Source organism: Arthrobacter sp. R-11 (assembly GCF_049913155.1).
Lineage (GTDB): Bacteria > Actinomycetota > Actinomycetes > Actinomycetales > Micrococcaceae > Arthrobacter.
In genome coordinates, this window is sequence record NZ_CP183979.1 from 3,431,442 (window position 1) to 3,456,560 (window position 25,119).

At 68.8% G+C, this 25,119-nt stretch carries 19 protein-coding genes and 1 pseudogene; 6 read left to right on the forward strand and 14 right to left on the reverse strand.

The window, feature by feature from the left end:
* Nucleotides 1-29 precede the first annotated feature (29 nt).
* From ACN9M4_RS15580 to ACN9M4_RS15605, 6 genes are all read right to left on the reverse strand, one after another.
* On the reverse strand, nucleotides 30-722 hold the full coding sequence (locus tag ACN9M4_RS15580; RefSeq protein ID WP_426299414.1) for an L-ribulose-5-phosphate 4-epimerase: 693 nt from the start codon (nucleotides 720-722) through the stop codon (nucleotides 30-32).
* Entirely contained in the window at nucleotides 719-2,506 is a 1,788-nt protein-coding gene (gene araB, locus ACN9M4_RS15585) for a ribulokinase (protein ID WP_426299416.1), read from the reverse strand. Before araB ends, ACN9M4_RS15580 begins: the two co-directional genes overlap by 4 nt.
* Before the next feature lie 102 nt (nucleotides 2,507-2,608).
* Entirely contained in the window at nucleotides 2,609-3,616 is a 1,008-nt protein-coding gene (locus ACN9M4_RS15590; RefSeq protein ID WP_426299418.1) for a LacI family DNA-binding transcriptional regulator, read from the reverse strand.
* Between the two features lie 4 nt (nucleotides 3,617-3,620).
* Nucleotides 3,621-5,342, reverse strand: coding sequence for a 2-succinyl-5-enolpyruvyl-6-hydroxy-3-cyclohexene-1-carboxylic-acid synthase (gene menD / locus ACN9M4_RS15595; protein WP_426299420.1), 1,722 nt, complete (start codon nucleotides 5,340-5,342; stop codon nucleotides 3,621-3,623).
* Nucleotides 5,343-5,441: 99 nt separating this feature from the next.
* On the reverse strand, nucleotides 5,442-7,538 hold the full coding sequence (locus ACN9M4_RS15600; RefSeq protein WP_426299422.1) for a PhoX family protein: 2,097 nt from the start codon (nucleotides 7,536-7,538) through the stop codon (nucleotides 5,442-5,444).
* A 72-nt stretch (nucleotides 7,539-7,610) separates the two neighbouring features.
* Nucleotides 7,611-8,678, reverse strand: coding sequence for an o-succinylbenzoate synthase (locus ACN9M4_RS15605; protein WP_426299424.1), 1,068 nt, complete (start codon nucleotides 8,676-8,678; stop codon nucleotides 7,611-7,613).
* A 94-nt stretch (nucleotides 8,679-8,772) separates the two neighbouring features.
* Here ACN9M4_RS15605 and ACN9M4_RS15610 point away from each other — a divergent pair.
* The 3 genes and pseudogenes from ACN9M4_RS15610 to ACN9M4_RS15620 form a co-directional block, all read left to right on the forward strand.
* Nucleotides 8,773-8,853, forward strand: a pseudogene (locus tag ACN9M4_RS15610) (DUF2510 domain-containing protein); the annotation flags it as partial.
* Nucleotides 8,854-8,952: 99 nt separating this feature from the next.
* Entirely contained in the window at nucleotides 8,953-9,510 is a 558-nt protein-coding gene (locus tag ACN9M4_RS15615; protein ID WP_426303575.1) for a DUF2510 domain-containing protein, read from the forward strand.
* Nucleotides 9,511-9,592: 82 nt separating this feature from the next.
* Nucleotides 9,593-10,666, forward strand: a complete 1,074-nt coding sequence (locus tag ACN9M4_RS15620) for a LacI family DNA-binding transcriptional regulator (RefSeq protein WP_426299426.1) — start codon at nucleotides 9,593-9,595, stop codon at nucleotides 10,664-10,666.
* Between the two features lie 69 nt (nucleotides 10,667-10,735).
* Here ACN9M4_RS15620 and ACN9M4_RS15625 read toward each other — a convergent pair whose 3' ends face one another.
* Genes ACN9M4_RS15625 through ACN9M4_RS15640 form a run of 4 tightly spaced genes read right to left on the reverse strand, consistent with a single transcriptional unit; the run spans nucleotide 10,736 to nucleotide 15,414 of the window.
* Nucleotides 10,736-12,133 carry a glycoside hydrolase family 32 protein gene (locus tag ACN9M4_RS15625; RefSeq protein ID WP_426299428.1) on the reverse strand — a complete coding sequence of 466 codons (1,398 nt, stop codon included), beginning with the start codon at nucleotides 12,131-12,133 and terminating at the stop codon, nucleotides 10,736-10,738.
* Nucleotides 12,134-12,161: 28 nt separating this feature from the next.
* The gene (locus tag ACN9M4_RS15630) at nucleotides 12,162-13,031 is read right to left on the reverse strand and encodes a carbohydrate ABC transporter permease (RefSeq protein ID WP_426299430.1); all 870 of its coding nucleotides are present in this window, start codon (nucleotides 13,029-13,031) and stop codon (nucleotides 12,162-12,164) included.
* 8 nt (nucleotides 13,032-13,039) lie between these two features.
* A complete protein-coding gene (locus tag ACN9M4_RS15635; protein WP_426299432.1) occupies nucleotides 13,040-13,999 on the reverse strand; it encodes a carbohydrate ABC transporter permease in 960 nt (319 codons plus the stop codon).
* A complete protein-coding gene (locus ACN9M4_RS15640; protein WP_426299434.1) occupies nucleotides 13,996-15,414 on the reverse strand; it encodes an ABC transporter substrate-binding protein in 1,419 nt (472 codons plus the stop codon). The genes ACN9M4_RS15635 and ACN9M4_RS15640 overlap by 4 nt, the downstream gene beginning before the upstream one ends.
* 155 nt (nucleotides 15,415-15,569) lie before the next feature.
* On the opposite strand from ACN9M4_RS15640, the gene ACN9M4_RS15645 reads away from it, so the two are divergent.
* A complete protein-coding gene (locus ACN9M4_RS15645) occupies nucleotides 15,570-16,571 on the forward strand; it encodes a phosphatase PAP2 family protein (RefSeq protein ID WP_426299436.1) in 1,002 nt (333 codons plus the stop codon).
* Nucleotides 16,572-16,599: 28 nt separating this feature from the next.
* On the opposite strand, the gene ACN9M4_RS15650 is transcribed toward ACN9M4_RS15645, so the two are convergent.
* Complete coding sequence (locus ACN9M4_RS15650) at nucleotides 16,600-17,820, reverse strand: MFS transporter (protein WP_426299438.1); 1,221 nt, start codon at nucleotides 17,818-17,820, stop codon at nucleotides 16,600-16,602.
* A 151-nt stretch (nucleotides 17,821-17,971) separates the two neighbouring features.
* On the reverse strand, nucleotides 17,972-19,171 hold the full coding sequence (locus tag ACN9M4_RS15655; protein ID WP_426299440.1) for a MinD/ParA family ATP-binding protein: 1,200 nt from the start codon (nucleotides 19,169-19,171) through the stop codon (nucleotides 17,972-17,974).
* Nucleotides 19,172-19,481: 310 nt separating this feature from the next.
* On the opposite strand from ACN9M4_RS15655, the gene ACN9M4_RS15660 reads away from it, so the two are divergent.
* Nucleotides 19,482-20,945, forward strand: coding sequence for an APC family permease (locus tag ACN9M4_RS15660; RefSeq protein WP_426299442.1), 1,464 nt, complete (start codon nucleotides 19,482-19,484; stop codon nucleotides 20,943-20,945).
* On the opposite strand, the gene ACN9M4_RS15665 is transcribed toward ACN9M4_RS15660, so the two are convergent.
* Nucleotides 20,946-21,755 (reverse strand): MBL fold metallo-hydrolase, encoded by an 810-nt coding sequence (locus ACN9M4_RS15665; protein WP_426299444.1) that lies wholly within the window; start codon nucleotides 21,753-21,755, stop codon nucleotides 20,946-20,948.
* Nucleotides 21,756-21,999: 244 nt separating this feature from the next.
* Between ACN9M4_RS15665 and ACN9M4_RS15670 the strand changes: the two genes are divergently transcribed.
* Nucleotides 22,000-23,526 (forward strand): FAD-dependent oxidoreductase, encoded by a 1,527-nt coding sequence (locus ACN9M4_RS15670; RefSeq protein ID WP_426299446.1) that lies wholly within the window; start codon nucleotides 22,000-22,002, stop codon nucleotides 23,524-23,526.
* A 26-nt stretch (nucleotides 23,527-23,552) separates the two neighbouring features.
* On the opposite strand, the gene ACN9M4_RS15675 is transcribed toward ACN9M4_RS15670, so the two are convergent.
* Complete coding sequence (locus ACN9M4_RS15675) at nucleotides 23,553-25,118, reverse strand: dihydrolipoamide acetyltransferase family protein (protein ID WP_426299448.1); 1,566 nt, start codon at nucleotides 25,116-25,118, stop codon at nucleotides 23,553-23,555.
* Nucleotide 25,119 lies beyond the last annotated feature (1 nt).

The window sequence follows — 25,119 nt, forward strand, 5'->3', positions numbered from 1 at the left end:
CTTGAAGGTCTGAAGGTGCGGCAGACGGCCTAGCGGCCGTAAACGTTCTGGTAGCGCTCGTACAGGGAATCGATCTTGGCCCGGTCAATGGGGAGGGGTTCGCCTAGCTGGCGCGCGATGTGGACAGTGCGGGCCACTTCCTCGCACATCACCGCGGCCTTGACGGCGGCGCGCGCATCCTTGCCGATGGTGAACGGACCGTGGTTCTGCATGAGCACCGCCGGGGAATTGGAGGCTGTGAGGGTGTCCACGATGCCGCGGCCGATCGAGTCGTCGCCGATCAGCGCGAAGGGACCCACGGGAATGGAGCCGCCGAATTCATCGCCCATCATGGTCAGCACGCACGGGATCTCCTCGCCGCGCGCGGCCCAGGCGGTGGCATAGGTGGAGTGTGTGTGGACCATTCCCCCCACCTCCGGCATATTGCGGTACACGTAGGCGTGCGCAGCGGTGTCCGAGGATGGGGACAGTCCGGGATTCCCCCATTCCACGCTTGCGTCGCCGTCCACCGGGGTACCGTGAAGGTCCGTGACCACCATCAGTTCCGGCATCAGTTCGTCGTAGGAAACCCCCGAAGGCTTGATGACCATCAGCTCGTGGCCGGGAATGCGCCCGGACACGTTTCCCGCGGTCCAGACCACCAGCCCGTAGCGGGTCAGTTCGGCGTGCAGGGCGCAGACCTCCGCGCGGACGCGGGAGATGGTGTCCAGGAGCGTGCTCATGCGTTGGCTCCTTCCAGGGTTTCGCTCGCCGTGGCGGTGGAGTTCGACGGCGGTGCTGCCGCCGGCTCCTGCTGCCCGCCCGTTTGGCGCGGGTCCGCGGCGCGGGCCCTGCGCTGGATCGCCTTGAGCCGGTGCATGACCTCGTTGCTTCCCCGGCCGAAGTAATCGTGCAGGGTGCGGTATTCGCGGAAGAGTTCTTCGTAGGCCGCAACGTTCTCTTGGATGGGGGTGTACACCGCTCCCGGCGCCGCGCCCATGGCGGCGGCTGCGGCCCTGATGTCCGGGTACCGCCCGGCGGCAACGGCGGCGTGGATGGCCGAGCCCAGCGCCGGGCCCTGCCCGGAGCCGATCGTGGAGAGCTGCAGTCCGGTGACGTCCGCGTAGATCTGCATAAGGAGCCGGTTCTTCAGCAGGCCGCCGGCCACGATGAATTCCCGCACCGGCACCCCGGAATCCCGGAACGCGTCAACGATCGTGCGGGTGCCGAAGGCTGTGGCCTCGAGCAGTGCCCGGTAGATGTCCTCCGGCCGGGTGGCCAGGGTCTGGCCCACCACCACACCGGAAAGCTCATGGTCCACCAGCACGGAGCGGTTGCCGGAGTGCCAGTCGAGGGCGATCAGGCCGTGCCCGCCGATTGGCTGCCGTGACGCCAGTTCAGTCAGGTGTTCGTGGATGCCCAGCCCGGCGTCGGCGGCGGCCTGGTGGTATTCCGGTGGAACTCCGTGCTTGGTGAACCAGCCGAAGATGTCGCCGACGCCGCTCTGCCCGGCTTCGTAGCCACAGAGGCCGTCGACGATGCCCCCGTCCACTACACCGCACATGCCGGGGACCTCGTGCAGTTCGGCGCCGTTCATGACGTGGCAGGTGGAGGTGCCCATGATGGCTACGAGCTGGCCCGGTTCGACGGCCCGGGCCGCGGGGGCGGTGACGTGGGCATCCACGTTGCCCACGGCCACCGCGATCCCTTCGGGCAAGCCGGTCCAGGCCGCGGCTTCCGCGGTCAGCCGGCCCGCGGCGTCGCCCAGGCGGCCGATGGTGTGCTCCAGCTTGCTGCTGACGAAGTCCTTGAAACCGGGGTTGAGTTCGGCGAGGAACTCCTTGGACGGATACTTGCCGTCCTGGTAGATGCCTTTGTACCCGGCGGTGCAGGCGTTGCGGACATAGTTGCCGCAGAGCTGCCAGACGATCCAGTCCGCGGCTTCCACCCAGTGGTCCATCGCGGCGTAGGCTTCTGGATCCTCTTCCAGCAGCTGCAGGCCCTTGGCGAATTCCCATTCGGAGGAGATCAGCCCGCCGTAGCGCGGAAGCCATGCTTCGCCCCGCTCTTCGGCGAGTTGGTTGATCCGGTCAGCCTGGGGCTGGGCAGCGTGGTGCCGCCACAGCTTCACGTAGGCGTGGGGGCGTCCGGCGAAACCGGGAACCTCGTTCAGTGGCGTGCCGTCCGCCTTGACCGGCACCATGGTGCAGGCAGTGAAGTCCGTTGCGATTCCGACGACGGCGGCCGGGTCGATCCCGGCGTCTGCGATGGCGGCGGGAACTGCCCGCCTCAGCACCTCGCGGTAGTCATCCGGCACCTGCAGCGCCCATTCGCCGGGAAGCCGGGCGGCTGTTCCCCCTGCTACGTCCGCGGGAAGGGCGTCGGTGACCACCGCGTGCGGGTAGTCGAACACCCCGCTGCCGAGCTCTTTGCCGTCCCGGACCCGCACGACGACGGCCCGGCCGGAAAGGGTGCCGTAGTCCACCCCGATGACATAGTTTTCGCTGCCGCCTGCAGTGACGTCCATGAATCCTCCAAGAAATGCCGCCCGCCGCTTCGCGGGCTGCTTCCATTGTGAGCGCTAACAAAATCATCCGTCAAGTGCCGCCCGTCACATACCGTTGAGGCGTCAGGCCGGGGCTGCGGTGCTCCGTCGGATCACAAGTTCCGGCTCGACCACCGTGGTGGCGGTCTCGCCATTCGCCAGGGCAGCGAGCATCAGGTCCATGCAGCGCCGGCCCAGCTCCTCGAAGTCCTGGCGGACCGTGGTGAGCGGCGGGCTGAAGTAGCCGGACTCCGGTTGGTCGTCAAACCCCACTACGGAGACGTCCTCCGGCACCCGCACCCCGGCCTCGTTGAAGGCCCTGAGCAGGCCGAGGGACATCTGGTCGTTGCCGACGAAGATCGCAGTGGCGGACCGTTCGGCGGCAAGGCCCCGCCCGATTTCGTAGCCGCTGCCGGCGCTCCAGTCCCCTTCCACAAGGAGGTCGTCGGCGAGTCCGGCAGCCCGCAGGGCCGCGCTCCAGCCCTCGGCGCGCGCGGCGCCGTCGATCCAGTCCTGGGGGCCGGCAATATGGCCGATCCGGTCGTGGCCCTGCTCGATCAGGTGCCGGACGGCGAGCTCGGCGCCCCGTTTTTGGTCCACCATGGCGCCGCTGATGGACGCGCTTCCCGAGGCCCCGACCGCCACCACGGGAACGCCGGGCGTCTGTTCCTCCAGGGCGAGCAGGGTTTCCGCGTGCGGCACGATCACGACGATGCCGTCCACGGACTGGTCCAGGAAGTGCCGGATCGCGTCGAAGATCGCTTCGCGGCTCACGGTCCGGACCGCCGCGATGCTGACGAAGTAGCCGGCGTCGCGCGCGGCTTGTTCCACGCCCAGCAGGGTGTTGGCGGGGCCGTACTGCGAAAGTTCGCTGCCCAGCACGCCGATGGTCTGCGAGCGCCTGGTCACCAGGCTCCTGGCCGCAGTGTTCCGCCGGTAGCCGAGCTCGGCGATGGCAGCCTCGACCCGCTCGCGGGTGGTCTTGCTGACGTTGGGGTGGTTGTTGATCACCCGCGAGACGGTCTGGTGGGAAACTCCTGCGCGCTCCGCCACATCCTCGAGGCGGGGAAGTCGGGCATTGCTGTTGGCCATGGGGCTATTGTGCTCGATACCACGCGCCGAGGCGAACGCCCGCGGCCTCCCCCACCGCGGCCTTGATGCGACCGTGGAGTGCCCGGAGCCCCGCGCGGTCCGTGCGGACCTCCACGATGCTGCGGCCCTTCAGCGGCGACGTCAGCGCGGCGGCTAGGTCCGCCGTCGTGCCCGCCAGGGAATAGCCGACGCCGTATGCGGCGGCCAGCGCCCGGATGTCCGCGCTGTGCGGGGTGGCGAAGAGTCGTTCGACGGCGGTGCCGTAGCCGCCGCCCGCGTCCACCCCGCCATGCTCCAGCAGCCCGAAGATCGCTCCGCCGGAGTCGTTGAGGACCACGATCCGCAGGTCCGGCTCCGCCTCCCCGCTGCCGAGCAGCAGGCTGCCGGTGTCGTGGAGGAAGGTGACATCGCCCAGCAGGAGCGTGGTTTCCCGGCCCGAGCCGAGGGCGATCCCGGTGGCGGTGGCGATAGTGCCGTCGATCCCGGAGAGGCCGCGGTTGGCGTCCACCGTGGCCAGGGGCGCGGGCTGCGGCTGCCCGGCGAGATCAACGTCGCGGATGCCGTTGGAGGAACCCAGCACCAGCCGGCCCCGGGCGTGCTCCCACACGGTCGCAGCCACGGCGGGGCCGGTGGGCAACGCCTCGGCGGAGAGGACACCGTCCAGCGCGTGCTGGGCCGCGGCGCCGGCCAACAGCCAGGCGTCGAGCCATCCGGCGGCCCCGCGGCCGGCGAACTCACCGAGGCCCGCCAGGGTCTCGAAGGGTGTCTCACGGCGGCGGCCGTGTTCGTACCAAGCCACGGGGACGGGCTCATAGAGGGCCGTCTCTACTTCCGCCCGCGCCAGCAGGGCGGCCACCGGGCGGGACAGCGTGGGCCGGCCGAACACCACCACACGTTCGATCGGCAGCGCGGAATCGGCCGAAAAGTGCTCCAGGAGAAGCCGGTAGGGGCCAACCGCGTTGGGGCCGAAGCGGGCGTTGGACGACGGTTCAGCGAGCAACGGCAGCCCGTAGGCGCGGGCGAATGCTTCGGCGACGGCCCCGGCGCCGTGGCCGGCCAGCACCACGGTGCGCCGCTCGGGCAGCTCAGCGGGCGCGGCAAGCAGCTCCAGGACCTCCGGGCCGGCGTCGTAATGGAAAATACCGCGACCCTCGCGCCGGGGCAGGGCCTCCCCGGGCTCCGGGACAAGGGGTTCGCGGAAGGCGAGGTTCAGCTGCACCGGACCGGGCGGGGTCCCTTCGAGGGCGCCGCTGGCGGCGTGCAGCGCAGTGCGCACCGCCCGTTGCGGATTGTCACCGGCCGGAACGTCGACGGCGAAGCGGACGTGTTCGCCGAAAAGGTCCATCTGGAGGGTGGTCTGGTTCGTCCCGGTTCCATGGAGTTCGGCAGGCCGGTCCGCGGAGAGGACCACGAGCGGCACGGCGGCATGGTTGGCTTCCATGACCGCGGGCAGCAGGTTCCCGACTGCGGTCCCGGAGGTGGTGAGCACGGCCGCGGGCGTGCCGGTGGACAGGGCCAGGCCCAGGGCCGTGAACCCGGCCGAGCGTTCGTCGATCCGGACCAGCAGCGTGACCCGCCCCGCCGCTTCGGCCTCGGCCAGGGCGTAGGCCATGGGCGCCGAGCGCGAGCCCGGAGACACCACCACGTGCCGCACTCCGGCGTCGAGCAGGGTGGCGACGGCGATCCGTGCGGCGGCGAGCGAGGTCAGGGAGTCCTGGGAAGTCACGGTCCCAGTCTATTTGGCGCCGGAAACTGCAACGCGGGGTCACTTACGGCCCATGTCGGGGCGTCCGACGGGCCGTAAGTGGCCCCGCGTTGGGGAGAGTTAGCCCTGGCGGTAGACCTGGACCACGGACGGACGCGGGGCGCGGACCTGTCCGACCTTCGGCGCGGCGCCGGCGGGCACGTAGTCGGGGAAGAAGGAGTGCGGCTCCGCGAAGCTTCCTTCCTCGCCGGGGTGCTGCACGGAGACGAAGACCGTGCGTTCCTCGTCATGGATGACGGGGCCGCAGGTTTCGGCGTCGCGCGGCACGGCAAGGAACTGCTCCACCTTGCCGCGTTCCGGGCCCTCGAGGGTGACCTTGAAGAGGCCGTCGTTGTAGCCGATGGTGGACGGGGCGCCGTCGGTGGAGATCCACAGGTTGCCCACGGAGTCGAAGGCCACGTTGTCCGGGCAGGAAATCGGGGACACCTTGTCCGCCGGGAATCCGGAGAAGTAGGCCGAGGCGTTCTTGGCGGGGTCGCCGGCCACCAGCAGCAGGGTCCAGTTGAACTTGGTGGACGCCTGGCCGCCGTTTTCGGTGATTTCCACGATGTGCCCGTCGCGGTTCTGGGTGCGCGGGTTGACCTCGGTGGCGCCTTCCTTGCCCGGCTTGCCGCGGTCCGAGTTGTTGGTGCAGGCCACGTAGACCTTGCCGCTGTGCAGGCTCGGCTGGACGTCCTCGCAGCGGTCCATCTTGGTGGGGCCCACCTTGTCCGCGGCGAGGCGGGTGTACACGAGGACCTCGGCGACGGTCATGCCCGGTACCGCGGAGGCGCCGTCGACCACGAGCGGCAGCCACTCGCCGGAACCGTCGAACGCGCCGTCGGACGGCAGGACGCCGGCGCCGGTGATTTCGGCCAGCGGAGAATTTCCGGCGAACTTGGCCACGTAGAGGTTGCCTTCGGACAGCAGGGTCATGTTGTGGCGGCGGTCGGCGGCCGCCGTACCTGAACGGTACGTGTCCTTGGAAACGAACTTGTACAGGTAGTCGAAGCGCTCGTCATCGCCCATGTAGGCCACCACGTGCCCGGATTCGGCCACGATCACGTTGGCGCCCTCATGCTTGAAGCGGCCCATGGCGGAGTGCTTCTTCGGGGTGGAGGTGGGGTCGAAGGGATCCACTTCCACGATCCAGCCGAAGCGGTTGCTTTCGTTGGAGTAGCCGGCGTTGCGGGTGTCGAAGCGCGGCTCGTCGAGCTCCCACTGGCGGGCCGTGGGCTTGGCGGTGAGGCCGTAGCGCTTGTCACTTTCGCTGGTGCCCGCGGAGACGAAGTAGCCGTTGAAGTTCTCCTCGCCGGAGAGGATGGTGCCCCACGGGGTGGTGCCGCCCGAGCAGTTGCCCAGGGTGCCCTTGATCTTGCGTCCCGAGGGGTCGTCGATGGTCTTGACCAAGTCGGTGCCCGCGGCGGGCCCGGTCAGTTCGTAGACCGTGTCCGTGAGGTACCGGCGGTTCAGCGGAGCGCCCTTGACGTAGTTCCAGGGCTTGTTCTTGTTCTTGCGCTCCAGCTCGACGACGCTCAGGCCGTGCCCGGCGCGGCCGATGGCGCGGGCTTCCGCGGCCGGCAGGGTGGCCGGGAACATGATGTTCTCGTTGGTGTACTCGTGGTTGGTGAACAGCAGGGCACGGCGGTCCTTGGAACCCGGGACCGGCAGGATGTCCGTGTAGTCGTTGTTGTAGCCGAACTGGCGGGCCTGGGCCGCGGCACTCTGGTTCTCCAGGTCGAAGTCCGGGGAGTCGTTGAACAGCGGGTCGCCCCAGCGGATCACCGGACGCCAGGTGAAGCCGTCGGGAACCGTGAAGGCGTCAACGGTGTAGTCCACCGGCTTGATCGGGGTGAAGCTCAGCTTCGAGTCCTTGAAGCCGGCCGTGGCAGCAGCGGAAAGACCGGCGTCGGCAGCGGCCGCTTCTGCCTGACCGGCAGTCGCGAGGTTTCCGCCGAAGACGACGGCGAGCGCACCGGCGGCGCCAAGGCCCAGGGCGGCCCGGCGGGACATGGCGGCGGAGGCGATGTCCCGGAAGTAGGAGTTGGAGCTGGTGTTGCAGACATCGCCGGAGCAGGCGTTGTCGCACTTGAGCGCACAGGTGACCGGGCTGCGCTTGCCCTTGGTGTGGCCGAGCATCGGCAGGAGCGGGAACGTACGGGCGGGCTTTTCAGACATGGGTGGCCTCCGGATAGTGACTGGGTCCCGGCCACCCTTTCAGCGCAAGGGGAATCTGAGAGGACGCTCTGGTTAAGTTCCGGTGAACTCAGCAGCTTCCCCGGAATCGGCGAGCCGCGCTTCGGCGGCGGCCAGCACGCCGTGGACCCGGCGGAGCCGCTCCAGCCACCAGTCGCGCCGCTCCGCGGAAGCCGCATACCGCTCCAGCAGCCCGGCGTCGGCCGCGGCTTCGCGCACGGCGATGGCGCCGTCGTCGGGCACCAGCGGGTCGGCAGTGATGTCCGACGCGAACAGCCGGACTGTTCCCAGCCCGCAGGCGTACGGCAGTTCCGGCAGGGACGCGGCGAGCGCCAGGCCCGCGCGGATTCCCACCGAAGTGTCCAAGGCGGAGCTGACGACGGCAGGCAGCCCGGCCTGCGCCACGATCTCCAGCGCACGCCGGACTCCGCCCAGGGGCGCCACCTTCACGACGATCAGGTCCGCCGCGCCAGCCCGGGCGACCTTCAGGGGGTCGTCCCCCTTGCGCACGGATTCGTCGGCGGCAATCAGCACGGGTGTGCCATTTCCGGCGAGGCGCCGGCGGACCTCGGCGAGCCCGGCGATGTCCGGCACCGGCTGCTCCGCGTATTCAAGCCCGACGGCGGCAAGCCGGCCGAGTGCCTCCACCGCCTGCGGCACGTCCCAGCCACCGTTCGCGTCCACCCGCACCGCGGCGTCCGGCAGCGCTTCCCGGACGGCGGTGACGCGTGCGACATCGTCCGACAGTTCCTGGCCGCGTTCGGCGACCTTGACCTTGACCGCGTCCACCCGGCCGAATCGGGCGAGCACCTCGGGCACCCGGGCGGCGTCGACGGCGGGGACCGTGGCGTTGACGGGGATGCTGTGGCGGAGCGGTTTGGGGAAGCCGGTCCAGGCGGCCTCGACGGCGGCGGCGAGCCAGCGGGAGGCCTCGGCATCACCGTATTCGGGGAAGGGGCAGAACTCGCCCCAGCCGGCCGGCCCCTGCAGCAGCAGCGTTTCGCGCTCCATGATGCCGCGGAATTTCACCCGCATCGGCAGGCTCACTACGCGGGCGGTCGCGAGGAGTTCCTCGAGGTCGGGCAGCGGCGTGGTTGGTCCGGCGGCGGTGCTTTCAGGCATGCTGCCACTGTATCCGGGCCCCTCCCCGCGAGGGGGCGCGCGTTTGCCTCGGGAGGGTTATCCTCAGTGGACAAGCACATTTTGGGAGCTCACCATGACGCACCCCGGCAGCGGTTCCACCCCACCTCCAGGCTGGTACTCCGACCCTGCGGACCCGCGACGGTCCCGCTGGTGGGACGGCGTGGCTTGGACAAACCATTACTCCCCGCAGCCCGGAAGCATGCCCGGGAACGTGCGCCCAACGCCACCGGTTCAGGGTCCGCCCTCCCAAGGCGTGCCGCCCGTTCAGTGGCCGACGGCCCAAGCGTCCCCTTCGCCGTGGACCACCCAGGGGAACGTCCCTCCCCTCCTCGGCGCACCGGCCGAGCGGCCGAAGCTCGACAGCCGGACGCCGGTCCTCAACCCGTTCATCTGGGGCGTGGTGCTGCTGCCGCTGCTGTCGCTCATTTTCCTGCTGGCGTGGAACCCCGAACTGCGCTTCCGCACCCTGGGCTCCCGGCAGGTGCTGGACCCCACCTCGATGTTCACGCCCTGGTATTTCGCGATCGTCGTTTCGGGCTTCCTGCTGTACGGGGTTTCGGTGCTGCTGGCGTACCTCGATTGGCAGAAGCTCAGCCAGGACGGCGTGGTGCGCCCCTTCCACTGGGCCTGGTGCTTCCTCGGCCCTGCCGTCTACGTCATCGGCCGCTCCGTCATTGTGCACGGGGTCGCGGCCGGGCGTGGCCTCGCCCCGGTGTGGGCCCTGATCGGAACCTTCTTGCTGAGCACAGTGGTCACCTCTATCAAGGTCTCCGCCATCATGGTCCAGTTGATGTCTTCACTCCGCAGCTAGCCGTTCCGGCCACGGGACAATGCCATCCTTCCCTCACACGCGTTAGGTAGACTGCTGGAAAACGCAGTGTGAAGGAGTTGGGATGCAACGCAAGGCAACCGCGCTCGACGTCGCGAAGCGCGCGGGCGTCTCCCGCAGCGCCGTGTCCCTGGTGCTCAACGGCCGGGGCGACGGCAACGTGGCGAAGGAGAGCCAGGACCGGATCCGGCAGGCCGCCGCCGAGCTGAACTACTCCCCCAACCCCATCGCCCTGAGCCTGCGCAATCAACGGACACGAGTGATCGGCATCGTCTCGGACGAGGTGGTGACCAGCCCCTTCGATGGCAACATCATCGGCGGCGCCGACGACGTCGCCCGAAGCCGCGGCTTCGTCACCGTGGTGATGGACACCGAGCTTGACTCCTCCCGGGATGCCAGCGCCGTGGAGACGCTGCTGGACCGGCAGGTGGACGGGCTCATGTACGTCACCGTGGGCCTCAAGCCGCTCGACGTGCCCCAGGGCATGCTGCGGGTGCCGTCCATCCTGGCCAACTGCATCGACAACGCCCCCGTCCCGCGCCTGCACCACGTCATTCCGGACGAAGTGTCCGGCGGCCGCGAAGCCACCGAGCACCTGCTTGGCCTGGGGCACCGCGACATCGCATTCCTCGCCGGGGCGCAAAGCTCGCCGGCGGCGCCCTTGCGGGTGCAGGGTTTCCAATCGGCCTTTTCTGCAGCCGGACTGCCTGTGCGCGGGGACCGGGCCTTCCTGGCCGGCTGGGATATCGATACCGGCTTCCACGGTGCCATGAAACTGCTCGACGGCGTGTCCCCCGCCGAACGCCCGACGGCGATCATGTGCGCGAACGACCGCCTCGCCGTCGGCGTCGTGCTGGCCGCCGCCAGGCTGGGGCTCAGCGTGCCGCGGGACCTGTCGATCATGGGCTACGACGACGAATTCCGGATCGCGAACACCATGGTCCCGGCACTGACCACCATGGCACTGCCCCTTCGCGAGATGGGTGCGGCGGCGATGACGAAGCTGCTGGACGCGGTGGAAGGGACCGTCGAGGAGGCAGCGGACCAGGACGCTGGCGACCCCCTGGAAACGATGGTCCCCTGCCGCCTGGTGATCCGGGAATCCACGGGCCCGGTCCCGCCCGGTTCCCCCAAGTAGCTCGCAGTTGTGGTCGTTTTGAGGGCTCAAAACGACCACAACTGCGAGTCAGTTGGGTGAGCGCCGAGGCTACGCGCCCGCCAGTTCCCAGACTTCAGCACTTGCACCGGCGGGAAGTTCCAGCCGCCACTCCTCGTCCGGGGCCGGGTAGGCCCGGAGCGTCGTCGCCACGGCACCGCTGCGGTACACCTCCACGAGGGAGGCATCGATGAAGACCCGGAGTTCTTCTCCCGCGGCCAGCGGCTCCGCGAACACGGTCTGGGCATCACCAAGCACCAGGCGCACCTCGCCGCCGGCGGAGGGGGTCTCCGCAGTGACCCGGGCCTCCGCGAAGGCCGGAAGCTCCACACTTCCGACGGCGGCCTCCGCCAGCCGGGCGGACCGGTAACCCTCGATCTCCGGTGCCGGAGCTACCGCGAGCGACCCCGCGACGACGGACAGCACGCGCGGGTGCGTGAGCACGCCGGCCCAGCCCGCGGCGTCGATCTCCGCCTGGCTGCGGCCGCGCCGCCCGTCCCGGCCCGGTCCCTCGTTGGCCCAGCCCCAGAGCAGTGCCCGCGGGGTGCCGTCCGGGGCGTCGTCGAGCTGGGTGACCTGCGGGGCATAGAAGTCCCGGCCGTAGTCCGACTTGCCGGCGCTGTGCGGGGTGAACACGGGCAGGCCCGTTGCCGGGTCCGCAACCATGGTGCCGAGCAGATGGCCGACACCGAGGGCGTGTTCGTGGTCGTCGTCCTTCTGCCAAAGCGAGAACATCGCCAGCCAGGCGGTGCCGCCCTGACCATCGGCGATCCGCACCAGCTGCGGGCACTCCCAGATCTCGGCCCTGTTCACCTCGTGCCCGGCACCGGCCGGGTTGTCCGTGGTCAGCCAGATTCCCTGGTAATCCCAGGCGTCCATGCTGTCCACCCGGTAGAGCAGCAGCGCGGCACGGCCGTCGGCAAGCCCGGCGCCCTGGATCGCGTAGCGCCGGCCCTCGAAGCGGAAGAGGAAGGGATCCCGCACGGCCGTGACCTGCGGGTCTTCCGGCATGGACACTGCCACATGGCCGTCCTGGGTCCACTGCACCAGGTCCGCCGAGCCGCGGGCGATGACCACCTGCGAGGCACCTTCGCCGGAACGGACACCCGAGTACGCGGCGGTGGGTACGCCGTCGTCGTCCGTCACCACGCCGGTCCAGCAGCCGAAGTCGTCCGGCCCGCCGTCCTGGGGCCGCAGCGCCACCGGGTGCTCGTCCCAGCGCAGCAGGTCGGGGGAGCTGACGTGCCCCCAGCAGATCCGGTGGTGCCGGGCGGAGTCCGGGTTGTACTGGAAGAAGACGTGGTAGCGGCCGTTGATATAGCTGACGCCGTTGGGATCGTTGATCCAGCCCTGCGCCGGGCGGGGATGCAGGCGCGGAAACGCAGGGTCCGCAGGGCTGTCGGCGTGGCCGGCCGCGGTGACGGCTGCGGCCAGGTCCGGGTTGTTCATGAAGGGTTTCCTTTTCGGATGGGTTGTATTACTTGCCGGTACCGGCGGTGAGGCCGTCCCGGAGGGCGCGCTGGCCGAACATGAAGACCACCAGGGCCGGGATCATGGAGAGCACGACGCCGGCGAGCACCACGGAGATGCTTCCGGTGCCGAGGTTGCCCTGCAGTGAGACCAGGCCCAGCGGGAGCGTGAAGTTCTGCTCCGAGATGGTCATGATGAGCGGCCGGAAGAACTCGTTCCAGTGGAAGTTGAACGCCAGGATGCCCACGATCGACAGTCCCGGCATTGCCAGCGGCGCGTACACGGAACGGAATGTCCGCCACGGGGAGGCGCCGTCGATCGCGGCGGCCTCGGCGAGGTCGGCCGGCAGCCCCAGGAAGTACTGGCGCATCAGGAAGGTGCCGAACGCCGTCGGGATCGCCGGCAGGATCAGGGCCAGCAGCGTGTCCGAGAGTCCCACGCCGCGGATCAGCATGAAGACCGGAACGATCGTGACCTGGGCGGGCACCATCATGGTGGCCAGCACCACCGAGAACAGGGCGCCGCGGCCGCGGAACCTGAGGTTCGCGAAGGCGTAGCCGGCCAGTGCCGCCGTGATCATCTGCCCGACGGCGATCAGCCCGGTGACCAGGGCACTGTTGATGACGAGGGCGATGATGTTCAGCTGCTTGAAGACCTGTCCGTAGGAGACGAAGTCCGGGTTCAGCGGCAGGAACGACGGCGGCAGCTGGAACGACTCCGCGGGCGGACGCAGGGAAGTGGACAGGGTCCACAGCACGGGTCCGAGGACCAGTACCGCGGCGATGGAGAGGAGCACGATGCGGCCGGCGACGGACCAGTCGCGCTTCCTGCGGTGGACAACCCGCTCAGCGGCGGTGCGCTTGATGGTGGTGGTCATGGCGGGCCTCACTGGTAGAAGACGAATCGTTTGCTGAGCCGGAACTGCGCGGCCGTGATGGCCATGATGATCAATGTGAGGATCACGCCGATCGCCGAGGCCTGGCCGAATTCAAGCCGCTGGAACGCGGACTCGAAGATCACCATCACGGCCGTGCGGGTGGAGTCGCCGGGGCCGCCGCGGGTGAGCACGAAGGGCTGGTCGAAGACCTGGAGGGCGTTGATGATCGCCATCACGGAGGCCACCAGGGTGGTGGGGCTGAGCAGCGGCAGTGTCACGTGGACGTGCTTGCGCCAGCCCGTGGCGCCATCCAGCGACGCCGCCTCGTAGGTTTCCACCGGGATGGACGCCAGCCCGCCGATGAACAGCAGGAACGAGAAGCCGAAGTTCTGCCACACGTACACCAGGATCACGACGGCGGCCGAGCCGCCCGGCGTCGTCAGCCAGGGAACCGCGGGGATGCCCACGAGGGACAGCAGCCAGTTGACCACGCCGAACTGCTCGTTGAAGAGGTACCGCATGAAGATCGATACCGAGGCGGCGGAGAGGATCAGCGGGAAGAAGAAGGCGCTGCGGAAGAAGACCCGCAGCCAGGCCGGAAGCTTCTCCTGGACCATGATGGCCAGCCCGAGGGCAAGGCCTAGCTGCAGGGCCACGGCCACCACCACGAACAGGATGGTGTTCAGGAACGACACCCGGACCGTGGGGTCCTGGACGACTTCGGCGAAGTTCTCGAAGCCCACGAAGCTCGGCGCCGAGATGATGTCCCAGCGGAAGAAGGCCAGGGCCACCGAGGCGATGATGGGCAGGACGGTGAAGATGCCCATGCCCACGATGGTCGGTGCCAGGAAGATCCAGGGCAGCCAGGGCTGGCGTTCGCGGCCGGAGCGGCGTGCCTTGCCGGCTTGGCCGGCGCTGTTGCCGCGCAGGGCTTTGGTGCGCACGCGCGTGTCGCTTGCGGTGCTCATGGCTGCCTCCTCAAGGCAAATTCGAGGTCCCTCTGCAGCGAGTCGAGTGCCGACTTCAGCTGCCGCTCGTCACCGCTGACGGCCAGGGACACGTTCTTCATCAAGGCCGTCTCGACGGCGGCCTGCTGGGGTGGTGCGGGAATGGGACCGGTGCTGGGGAACCGGTCGAGGGTGTCGTAGAAGACCTTCCAGTGCCGCGGGCCCTTGCCCGCATACAGCTGCTCATTGACCATGGAGCGCCGGGCCGGGGTGGTGTTCGGTGTGGGGAAGACGATCTGCATGGCCTCCAGGCTGGAGCTGAACTTCACCCATTCCCAGGCGGCGTCCTTGTCCTTGGCGGTCTTCATGATCGCGTAGCCGGCGGTGCCGAACTGGTGCCGCTGGGTGCGCCACCTCGGGAAGAACTGGACATCGTAGTCGTCCTGCTTCATACCGGCCTCGCTCAGGCCCTGGACCCAGTAGCCGCCGGCCGGCGTGGTGCCGATCCGGTTGGAGGCGAAGAGGCCCACCAGCGAGTTGCCGCCGCCTTCTTCGGGGCGCACACCCAGGCCGTCCTTGACCAGCCCTCGCAGGAAGTCGAAGGATTCGAAGACCTTCGGATCATTGGCGTTGGGCTCGAGCCACTGGTAGCCGCCCGAGCGCATGCCGCGGGTGGGGTCGTTGGCGTAGAAACTGTCCCACAGCCATCTGCCGCCGGTGGACTTGGTTTCCTTCAGGAAGCTGGTGTCGTTGGCGTAGAGCCACGGGACCACGCCGCCGAAGAGCCGGTTGGTCCAGTAGTACGGTGTGAAGTCCGAGGGCCGGGCCTTGCGCATCGCGGCCAGGGTGCTGCGGAAGTCCAGGTGGGTCCAGTCGTCCGCCGGCCGCTCCAGGCCTGCCTGCTGCAGGGCCTTGGTGTTGTAGTACATGTTGGCGGCGTTCCAGTCGATGGGGAGCTGGAACAGGCTGCCCTTGTACATGAAGGCTTCCACCAGGCTGGGGTGGACGTCCGCGAAGTACTCCTTCATGTGCCCTGCGTCCCGGCGCAGGTACTCGTCCAGCGGGTGGGCCAGCTTCTCGGCGAACAGCTGGGCACCTTCCGTGGCCACGTACACCACATCCGGCGGCGTTCCGGCGGCCACCATGGTGAGGATCTTGGTGAAGAAGTCCTTCCAGTCCACGGCCTGGATGGCCTGGACCTTCACCTTGATGTCCGGGTGGACCTTGGCGAATGCGTCGACCACCTTCTGGCGGGCAGCGGCGTCCGCGGCGGTACCCATGATGGCGATGCTGAGGCTGTTGTCGCCGCGGCCGGGGATGTCGGTACCGGTCAGCCGCGGCCACGACGCCACGGTTGCCCCGACAATTCCCACACCCAAGGCGCCAAGGGCGGTCCTGCGTGAGATTTCACGCAGCTTCCCATTGCTTCCTGGCATGTCTTTTTCCTTCCTAACACGTGTTAGGAACTGTAAATCCTCAACCTAACACGTGTCAAGAGTCACAAGCTAGTTGCCGCTTCCTCACCGGCACCCAGCTACCGCCCAGGGAATGCGCTGTGTCCTGCCGGGCGCGGTGTGGCACCCTGAAAGGGATGATTTTTCGAAGGGACAGCAGCCTCCGGCCCGCACAACGGGAAGCCGGCGGACAGCGGGAAGCCGGCGGACAGCGGGAAAGCGAGTGGCAGCGGGAAACCGGCCGCCCCGCAGGAACCGGCGGACGCCCGGCCGCAAAAGGCAGCGGCCTGCCCTTCGCTTTGGCCACCCTGGCCTGTGTGGCCGGGCTTGTGGCCAGCTACTACTTCTTCGTCCAGACCACCACCGGCCAGTACATCGACGAATCGGCCCTCGTCGAGGCCGGCGAACTTCACGGCCCTGCCGGCAGGGCCACGACGCGTTTCCTGGACCTCCTGCCGGGCACCTCCCTGGCGATCGCCGCCGTCGTGGTCCTGTTCGTCACCCTGGCCCGGCGGCGCTGGAAGGCGGCGGGCATCGCGGTGGCGGCCTGCGCCGTCGCGAACCTGGCGACGCAGCTGCTCAAGGATTGGTTCCCGGACCGGCCGTTCACGGGCGTCCAGACCTTGGAACTGAATTCCCTGCCCTCGGGGCACACCACGCTGGCTGCCTCGGCCGCCGCCGCGGTGTTCCTGGTGGCCTCCCCGCGCTGGCGGCCGCTGGCGGGCTTCCTGGGCGGCACCTTCGCCGTGGCGGCCGGGGTGTCCACGCTGGTCAACCAGTGGCACCGGCCTGCCGACGTCGTCGCGGCGTTCCTCGTGACCGGTGCCGTGATGCTGCCCGCCGGCTGGCTGGTGATGCGCACTGGCAACCGCTGGAACGTGTGGGGCGGGCACGGCGAGCACTGGGCGTCCTCCCGGCTCTGGCTGACGCTTTCCGTGCTGGCCGGGCTGCTTTCGGCGGGAGTCGCCGTCTACTCGCTGCTCAGGATCGCGCCCTTGGGGGTAGGTATTCCCGGGCTGGCCCAGGAAGAAAGCACCACCAACTATTTCTGGGCCGGCGTCTCACTGATCGTGATCACGGGGTACCTGGGGACGGTAGCCGCCACGTGGCTGTTCGGCCGGGCCGCACGCAAACGGTAGGCGGTCACACCGGGCCAGGCCGCGGGTCCTAGTAGTTCCGGCGATGCCTCAGTTTCGTAAGCGTGACGGTGAACACCGCCGCGGCGGCCAGGCCGAGCACCCCGCACGACCAGATCCCGGCGGCAAGGGAAACCGCCGCCGTCATCGCGGAGAGAAGCATCGGGCCGCCGGTGCTTCCGGCGTCGGCGATGAACCGCCACAGGCCCAGGAACTGGCCCCGGCCGCGCTCGGGCGAGAAGTCGGCGCCCAGCGTCATGACCAGCCCGGAGCTGATGCCGTTGCCGAACCCGATCAGCATGGCCGCCAGCCCCAGGCCGACGAATCCGCCGGACAAGGGGATGAGGAACAGTGAAATGCCCATGACCACGGTGGACGGCAGGGCTACCCAGAGCCGGCCCTTGCGGTCCATGAGCTTGCCGGCCGGGTAGAACACCAGCATGTCGATGGCACCGGAAACGCCGTAGATCAGCGAGGCGTGGGTGGCGTCCAGGCCCAGGTGATCCGCCCATAACGGGATGACGACCTGCCGCGAGGCGCGCAGCGCAGCCAGCAGCAGCACGCCGGTGCCCACCGCGAACAGGACCTGGGCATGGGCGGACGCGACAGACCGGAGGGTCGGCTCCGGCCCCGTGGCAACGCCGGGCGTTCCGGCGCCCTTCGCCACCAGGTCAGGAATGGTGAGCGAGAGGCCCGCCGCGGCCGCCATCGCCACGGCCCCCACCCAGTAGGCGCCGGCGATGCCGAGGAACTGCATCGCCCCGGCACCCACGAAGGGGCCGATGAACACCCCGATCCGGGTGCTCCCGCCCAGGGTGGACAGCGCCCGCGCCCGGAATTCCACCGGCACGGCTTCAGTGAGGTACTTCTGCCGGGCCAGGTTGAAGACACTGGTGGCCATTCCGACGATCGTCATGGCCACGGCCAGCAGCCACAGGCCCTGGTGCAGTCGCGGGGCGAGTGCGGCCGCCGCGAGCGCCAGTGCACCGATCGCGCCCGCTCCGGTGATGGCCCAGCGCTCCCCGATACGGATGGTGATGAGCGAGGCCGGGATGTTGAACAGCCAGGACCCCACGCCGATGAGCGTGACCAGTAGGGCCGAAAGGGCCGCGGAGGCGCCCAGTTCCCGGGCGGACAGCACCACCACCGGAAGCACCGCGCCTTCACCGAGGCAGAACAGCACCGTGGGCCCGAAGGCGGGGAGGGCGATGCTGCGCAGGGAAAATGCCGGGGAAGTTCTGGTGGTGCTCATTCCCCTCATCCTAGGACGAACAGGTGACCACGCGGTTCCTGCCGAGCGCCTTGGCCTCGTAGAGCGCGGCGCCGGCCTCCGAGATCAATCCGAAAGGTCCGCCCGGATCAGGGCTTCAGGAGCCACAGCATTTGTTGGCTGCCATCGCCTGCTAGACGTAGCCGTCAACGATTGCGGCAGCGATCTCCTTGTAGGCGCGGCGGGTTTCCGGCCGCAGCACATCCAGGGTGACGAGGTCGCCGTCGGCCACTCCCCTGTCGTGGGGCACGGCGATCAGCTGGCGGCAGATCCCGGAGAGGTGTTCCTCGATCGCGCTCTTGTCCACACGGGAGGAGACCTCGTCCTTGTCCGTGATGACCACGATCGCGTTGCGGGCCAGGTCCTCGTAGCCGTGGCTGGCGAGCCAGTGCAGGGTGCTGCGGGCCCGCTTGGCGCCGCTGACGGCGTACCCGGCGGCGATGATGAGGTTGTCCGCGGACTGCAGGATGCCCTTCATGGCGTTGTGGGTGACGCCGGTGCCGCAGTCCGTCAGGGCCACGGAATAGTAGCTGGAAATCAGCTGGCGGATCTTCAGGTACTCCGCCGCGGTGAGGGAGTCCGAGACTTCCGGGTCCTGCTCCCCCGCAATCAGGTGCAGGCGGCCGGCGTGGTGCATGTAGCGGGACAACCCCGTCAGGGAGTCGATGCTCTCCAGGTTGCCCAGCAGGTCGGTGATGGTGCGCGGGGTGGACCGCTGGTAGATGCCTTCGCCGAGCGCCCGTTCCACGAGGTCGCCGGAGTCCGGGTTGGCGTCGATGGCGCACGGCGGGTCCCCGCGGTATTCGGCCAGGGTCAGGCCCACGCCCACTGTGGTGGAGGTCTTGCCGATACCGCCCTTGAGGCTCAGGATCGCGGTGTTGAAGCTGCCCTGCAGCTGCCGGGAGATCCGGCGCGCCAGCTCGTCTTCCTGGCGCTGCTTGGCGCTGGGACCCATGTTCCAGGCACCGCCGGTGAGCCGGTAGACGGCTCCGCGGAACCCGCCGACGGGCCGCGGCTTCTGTTCCCTCACGAAAGCACCCGGGGAGCTGATGAAGTCCGGCATCGGCGCCGAGCGCAGCGCCGCGCGTTCCGCCGAACGCGCCGAGCCGGGCACCTCTTCCGTGACCGGATCGTTGACGACGGCGGCATCCGGTCCGGGCGTCTGGCCTTCCCACCCCGCGGTTGCCGCGGTTCCTGCCGCGGTCTCTTCCGCGAGGCCCGTTTCGGTGCCGGTGGCATCGGCCGCGGCGGCCGCCGCGGCCCAGGAGCTGCTCTGGATGAGTCCGCCCGAGGCGGTTCCCGGTTCTGGCTTGTTTGCGGGGACGATTGGCATGGTTCCTGTCCGGGCATCGTCCTCGGCACGCCGGCGATCGCGGCGACTGCGGAACTCTGGCTGCCCTTCGGTAGCGGTAGCTGGGTCGTTGTCGTTCTGCACGGAATCCGCCATGGTGTCGTCCCCCCGGACCCGCAACGGCCGGCGCTGCGGAGCTCGATTGAAATGCATCAAACGCTAAGTCTAAGCGCCCGTCGACAACGCTGCAGTTCAAGACCGCCTTCACGCTCCGGTCCACCCTGCGCTGTGTGACAAAGCGAACACACGCAGGAACAAGTCGCGGCAGGCTTCGGGAGACCATACTCCCTGCATGAGACCTTCACCACAGTCCCTTGGGCAGCCCTCCATGACGGCACCGCGGCAGGAGCTGCGGCGCGATGCGCTCGGCGTCGGCGGCATCGTGTTCCTCGTCCTCGCCGCGGTGGCACCGCTGACCGGCATCATCGTGATCGCAACCATCGGCATCGCCGTGGGCAACGGCGGCGGCATGCCCGGTTCCTTCCTCATCGCCACTGCCATCCTGCTGCTCTTCGCAGTCGGGTACGCCCAGATGGCCCGAACCCTGGTCAGCGCCGGCGGCTTCTACGCCTTTGTCGTGCGCGGCATGGGCCGGCCGTTCGGACTCGCCGCCGGCTTCATCGCCATGCTCGGCTACAACTGCTTCGTCGCCGGAGCCATTGGAACTTCCGGCTTCTTCACCGCGACAGTCGTCAAGGACCTCAGCGGCCTGGACCTTCCCTGGTTCCTGTGGAGTCTGGTCTCGGTTGCCGCCGTCTTCCTGCTCAGCCGCCGCGGCATCGATGTCAGCGCCAAGGTCCTGGGGGTCTGCCTGGTGCTGGAAGTGTCGATCCTGCTGGTCCTGGACTTCTCGGTGCTGTTCCGCCACGGCTTCGCGCCCGCAGCATTCTCGCCCGAGTTCGTGTTTTCCGGCTCGCTGGGCCTCGGACTGCTGTTTGCCGCCAACTGCTTTGTGGGCTTCGAGGCCACCGGCCTCTTCGGCGAGGAAGCCCGGGATGCGCGCCGGACCATCCCGAGGGCCACCTATCTGTCCATCCTCTTCATCGGCGCCTTCGCGGCCTTCACCAGCTGGGCGATCGTCAGCGCACTCGGAGTGGAGCAGGCGCAGGGAACTGCCGTGGAACACCTGGCCACCGGCGATCTGGTCTTTGCGATTTCCACCGAATACCTGGGCGATTTCCTGACCAAGGCCATGATGGTGTTGCTGCTTGTCTCCCTCTTTGCGGCGCTGCTGGCCCTGCACAATTCAGCGAGCCGGTACATCTACGCCTTCGGACGCGTCGGCGTCCTCCCGCCCGCCCTGGGCCGCACCCGCCCGGGCAGCGGCGCCCCGCAGAACGCCAGCATGGCCCAGCTGGCCTTCGGCACGGGCATTGCCTTCATCTTCTGGCTTGCCGGGCTCGACCCGATCACCGCACTCACCGCGTCCATGACGGGCTTCGGAACCCTCGGCATCCTGAGCCTGCAGCTCATGGCGGCTGTGGCCGTCGTCGTGCATTTCCGGCGCCAGCGGGACCCGAGGCTGTGGCGGACGCTCGCCGCCCCCGGCCTCGGCGCCGTGGGCCTGGCCCTGATCGTCGGGCTGGCGATCGCGAACTTCCCGGCGCTGGCCGGTTCGGACAATCCGGCAATCGGCGCCCTGCCCTGGCTGCTGGCGGCCGCCGCCCTGGCGGGCGTGGCCACTGCGGCATGGCTGAAGTCCCGGCGCCCCGCCGTCTATGAGGGGCTGAACCTGGACCTCGAACGATTCAACTGATCAGTGGGACGTCTCCTGGAGACGTTTGATGAACCAGCGCGACTGCTCGGGACCGTACGGCAGCACGGGGATCGCCTTGGTGGCGTCGGTGGGCATGTCGCGGATGGACTGCCGGGCCTGGCGGACCGCGGTGCTCATCGTGTCGGCGAGGGTCTTGACGAACTGGTCACTGCAGGGCTTCCCGTGGCCGGGGATCAGGAACTCGTAGCGGTGGCGCAGGGCTGAGATGTGCCGCAGCGCATCCGCCCACTCTTCCGGGTAGGAATCTTCGAAGGAAGGGTGGGCGCCCTGTTCCACCAGGTCGCCGGCGAAAAGGGTGCTCGGAGTGCCCACCAGCAGGTCGCCGTCGGTGTGGCCGCGGCCCAGGTAGAACAAGGTGGCGGTCAGTCCGCCCAGGTCCACCAACACCGGCTGGTCCTTGACGATGGCGTTCGGGATGACGATCTCCACCGCTTCCCCGCTTCCGGCGGCCATTTCCGGCTCGATGTCCGCCACCAGGCGGCGCTGGTGGTCGGCGTCGTCGTCGATCGTCGCGGCACAGTTGACATGCGCCCAGAACTCAGTGACGCCGGCATCGGCGAACACCGCATTGCCGAAGAAGTGGTCGTAGTGCGCGTGGGTGTTGACCACCACCAGCGGCAGCTGCGTCTTTTCACGGACGGCTGCCAGGATTTCCCGGCCCTGGCGGGGCCCGCTGCCGGTGTCGATCACCATGGCCCGTTCCTGGCCCGCCACCAGGCCCGTGTTCAGCAACCGCCCAGGGGTTTCCAGCACATAGTTGTCCGGGCCTACTTCGAGCCAAGCTGACATTTCGTCTCCGTATCCAGATGCGTTCCGGCGGTGTCCAGGCCTTGATTCTACCCACGGAGCGGCGGCACAACGGGGAGGAACCGCTTCGCGCCAGGCGCGGTTGCATCGGTCTTTTGCGAACGCCCGACGGCGGCGCGCAAGCTCTTGTTTCCCGCCCCGCCGTCTGCTTCCCTGAAGGTGTGCCGGGCAGCAGACGGACCACCTCCGGCGTGGTTGCTCCCGACCGGCGGAAGGGGCATCTGCCATGGATTCCTTGTGGCATCAGAACGGCACCAGGATCGACAGCGATCAGTTCACCCCCGGAGGCAGCTACGACGTCGTCGTTGCGGGCGCAGGGATCACCGGACTGGCCACCGCCGTCATGCTTTCCCGGGCGGGCCACAGCGTCCTCGTCCTTGAAGGGCGCCACGTCGGGGCAGCGGCCACCGGGAACACCACGGCCAAGCTGAGCCTGCTCCAAGGCACGGTGCTGTCCGGGCTGCGCAGCATGTTCTCGATCCGGCAAGTCCACGCCTACGTGGACGCGAACCGGGCGGCACAGGAGTGGCTGCTGGACTACCTCGAGGGGCGCGGCGTGCCGTTCCAATACCGCGACGCCTACACCTTTGCCACCACCACTGCGGGAGCCGAGCGGCTGCGTACTGAACTGGAAGTGTCGCTGGCGGCCGGCCTGCAGGTGGAGGCCACCCGCGAAACGGGGTTGCCGTTCGACGTCGAAAGCGCCCTGCGCCTTCCGCGCCAGGCCCAGTTCAACCCGATGGACGTGCTGAGGGCGCTCGCTGCGGATGTCAGGGAGGCCGGCGGAAGCATCGTCGAAGGCGTGCGGCTCATGAACGTCCACGCCGGCGATCCGCTCACGGTGATCACCCGGCGAGGCGACGTCCGCGCCGGGACGGTGGTCCTGGCCACCGGCACGCCTGTCCTGAACCGCGGACTCTACTTTGCCAAGCTCCGTCCCAACCGCTCCTATGCCGCAGCGCTACGGCTCCCGGACGGCGTCAACCCACCACCGGGAATGTACCTCTCCGCCGAGCCCCCCACCCGTTCGATCCGCGACTATCCGGGACCCGACGGCGGAACCTCCGACGGCGCGGCCCCCGACGGCAGGCTCCTGCTGGTCGGCGGCTTTGGGCACCCGGGCGGACGGGCGCCGTCGCCCAAGGCCAATCTGGAACAACTCATAGCCTGGGCACAGGGACACTATCCGGGTGCCGAGGTCGCGCACACGTGGTCCGCGCAGGACTACCAGGCGGTCAACCTCATGCCCTTCTTCGGCAAGCTGCCCCGGGGCCGCGGCAAGATACTCTTCGGCACCGGCTACAACAAATGGGGCATGACCAACGGCGTGGCCTCGGCCTTGGACATCGTCTCCGACATCACAGGCAGCCCCCGGCCTTCCTGGGCACGCACCATCCACCAAAGGACCACCGGTCCCCGGGGTGCGGCGTCGGCCGTGTCATTCAACATGGACACCCAGCTGCAGAACCTGCGGGACAACGCCGCGCTGAAAGACAAGCCCGAGATCACCGAAGAAACCACACCTGCGGAGGGCACCGGCGTCACGGGGCTGTTCCATGGCAAGCCCGCCGCGGTCTGCACCGTGGACGGAGTCACCTGCCGCCTGTCCGCACACTGCGCCCACTTGGGCGGCATCCTGCACTGGAACGACGCCGAACAGTCCTGGGACTGCCCGCTCCACGGTTCCCGCTATTCAGCCTCGGGCAAGCTCCTGGAAGGTCCGGCCACTCACAACCTGCTCAAGCTGCAGTAGGATTCCCGCCTCCAAGGCCTGGGAGCCTAAAGGTCCGAGAGCACTGTGCCCGGGTTCTCGATGGCGTCCGCCACGTAGCGGAGGAACCCGGCCGCAGTTTCGCCGTCGCACACCCGGTGGTCGAAGGCGAGCGTCAGCTCGGTGACCTTCCGCACCGCGAGCTGGCCGTCCACCACCCACGGCCTGTCGATGATCCGGCCGAGGCCCAGCATCGCCACTTCGGGGTAGTTGATGATTGCGGCCGATCCGTCCACGCCGAACACCCCGTAATTATTCAGCGTGAAGGTGCCGCTGCCCAGTTCGGCCGGGGTGGCCTTGCCGTCGCGTGCGACGGCGGTGAGCCGGCGGATCTCGGCGTCCAGTTCGCGGGCGCTGAGCCTGTCCGCACCGCGGACCGAGGGCACCACGAGGCCGCGTTCAGTCTGGGCGGCGAAACCAAGGTTGATGCCGCTGAAGGCGACGATCTCCTGGCTGCCGTCCGGCAGGGTCTCGAACCGCGTGTTCAGCTCCGGATACTTCTTCAGGCCGGCTGTGACGAAGCGGGCGATGAATGCCAGCAGGCCCGGTGTACGGTGCTCTTCGCGCTTCTTCAGCTCTGCCCGCATCTCCAGCAGCGCGGTGGCGTCCACGTCCACCCACACCGTGGCTTCGGGGATCTCGGAGCGGCTCCGTGCCATGTTCGCGGCCACAGCCTTGCGCACTCCGCGGACCGCCGAACGCGAGGCCACCGGGAGCCCGGTCCGGGCATCCACGGGTCCAGCCGGCGCTTCCGCGGGAGCCGTCACCGGCACGGCCTTCCGCGGCTCGGCGATGGCGGCCTCCACATCGCGCCGCAGGATAAGCCCGCTCTCCCCCGAGCCGGGAACGGTATCCAGGGAAACCCCGTGGTCCCGGGCCATTTTCCGCACCAGCGGAGAAATCACGGCGGACAACTTGCCAGGAACCCGCGACGGTCCCGCTGGGACTGCAGCTGCAGGAACCCCGACGGCGGCAGGAACCTTCCGAGGCCGCGTCCGCCGGGCCTCTCCCCCGCCCGACGTCCCGTACCCAATAAGCACATTCCCGGACCCGGCCCGCTCCTCGGTCCGGTACGTTTCGGCGGCAGAAGGTGAGCCAACAGCCGAGGCCGGAGCAGGCGATGCCGCCGGCGACATACCCGCCGAAGCCGGAGCGGATGATGCCGCCCCGGGAGTGGCATCGGGCCTTCCTGAGGTGGACTGCTCGCTGCTTGCAGCAGAGCCGTCCACCGAAGGGGCGGGGGCGGCATCATCCGCGGAGGCGCCGGAACCAACAGCGGACCCAGCGGACCCGCCGGAACCAACAGCGGACTCCGGTGCAGAAGCCCCAACCGGAGCCACGGAGATCAGCGGCTTCCCGACGTCGAGCGTCTGGCCAGGCTCGCCGTGCAGGACGGCCACGGTACCGGCGTACGGCGACGGCACCTCTACGACGGACTTTGCGGTTTCGACCTCCGCGATGGGCTGGTCGACGCGGATTTCGTCGCCCACGGCCACGAGCCAGCTCAGCAGTTCGGCTTCGGTGAGGCCTTCGCCGAGGTCCGGGAGGCGGAAGACTTGCAGTTCGGCGCTCATG

Excerpts from the sequence above, each read along its gene's own strand:
- ACN9M4_RS15580 (WP_426299414.1), bottom strand. The coding sequence starts at position 722 with ATGAGCACGCTCCTGGACACCATCTCCCGCGTCCGCGCGGAGGTCTGC.
- araB (WP_426299416.1), bottom strand. The coding sequence starts at position 2,506 with ATGGACGTCACTGCAGGCGGCAGCGAAAACTATGTCATCGGGGTGGAC.
- ACN9M4_RS15590 (WP_426299418.1), bottom strand. The coding sequence starts at position 3,616 with ATGGCCAACAGCAATGCCCGACTTCCCCGCCTCGAGGATGTGGCGGAG.
- ACN9M4_RS15600 (WP_426299422.1), bottom strand. The coding sequence starts at position 7,538 with ATGTCTGAAAAGCCCGCCCGTACGTTCCCGCTCCTGCCGATGCTCGGC.
- ACN9M4_RS15605 (WP_426299424.1), bottom strand. The coding sequence starts at position 8,678 with ATGCCTGAAAGCACCGCCGCCGGACCAACCACGCCGCTGCCCGACCTC.
- ACN9M4_RS15620 (WP_426299426.1), top strand. The coding sequence starts at position 9,593 with ATGCAACGCAAGGCAACCGCGCTCGACGTCGCGAAGCGCGCGGGCGTC.
- ACN9M4_RS15625 (WP_426299428.1), bottom strand. The coding sequence starts at position 12,133 with ATGAACAACCCGGACCTGGCCGCAGCCGTCACCGCGGCCGGCCACGCC.
- ACN9M4_RS15630 (WP_426299430.1), bottom strand. The coding sequence starts at position 13,031 with ATGACCACCACCATCAAGCGCACCGCCGCTGAGCGGGTTGTCCACCGC.
- ACN9M4_RS15635 (WP_426299432.1), bottom strand. The coding sequence starts at position 13,999 with ATGAGCACCGCAAGCGACACGCGCGTGCGCACCAAAGCCCTGCGCGGC.
- ACN9M4_RS15640 (WP_426299434.1), bottom strand. The coding sequence starts at position 15,414 with ATGCCAGGAAGCAATGGGAAGCTGCGTGAAATCTCACGCAGGACCGCC.
- ACN9M4_RS15645 (WP_426299436.1), top strand. The coding sequence starts at position 15,570 with ATGATTTTTCGAAGGGACAGCAGCCTCCGGCCCGCACAACGGGAAGCC.
- ACN9M4_RS15650 (WP_426299438.1), bottom strand. The coding sequence starts at position 17,820 with ATGAGCACCACCAGAACTTCCCCGGCATTTTCCCTGCGCAGCATCGCC.
- ACN9M4_RS15655 (WP_426299440.1), bottom strand. The coding sequence starts at position 19,171 with ATGCCAATCGTCCCCGCAAACAAGCCAGAACCGGGAACCGCCTCGGGC.
- ACN9M4_RS15660 (WP_426299442.1), top strand. The coding sequence starts at position 19,482 with ATGAGACCTTCACCACAGTCCCTTGGGCAGCCCTCCATGACGGCACCG.
- ACN9M4_RS15665 (WP_426299444.1), bottom strand. The coding sequence starts at position 21,755 with ATGTCAGCTTGGCTCGAAGTAGGCCCGGACAACTATGTGCTGGAAACC.
- ACN9M4_RS15670 (WP_426299446.1), top strand. The coding sequence starts at position 22,000 with ATGGATTCCTTGTGGCATCAGAACGGCACCAGGATCGACAGCGATCAG.
- ACN9M4_RS15675 (WP_426299448.1), bottom strand. The coding sequence starts at position 25,118 with ATGAGCGCCGAACTGCAAGTCTTCCGCCTCCCGGACCTCGGCGAAGGC.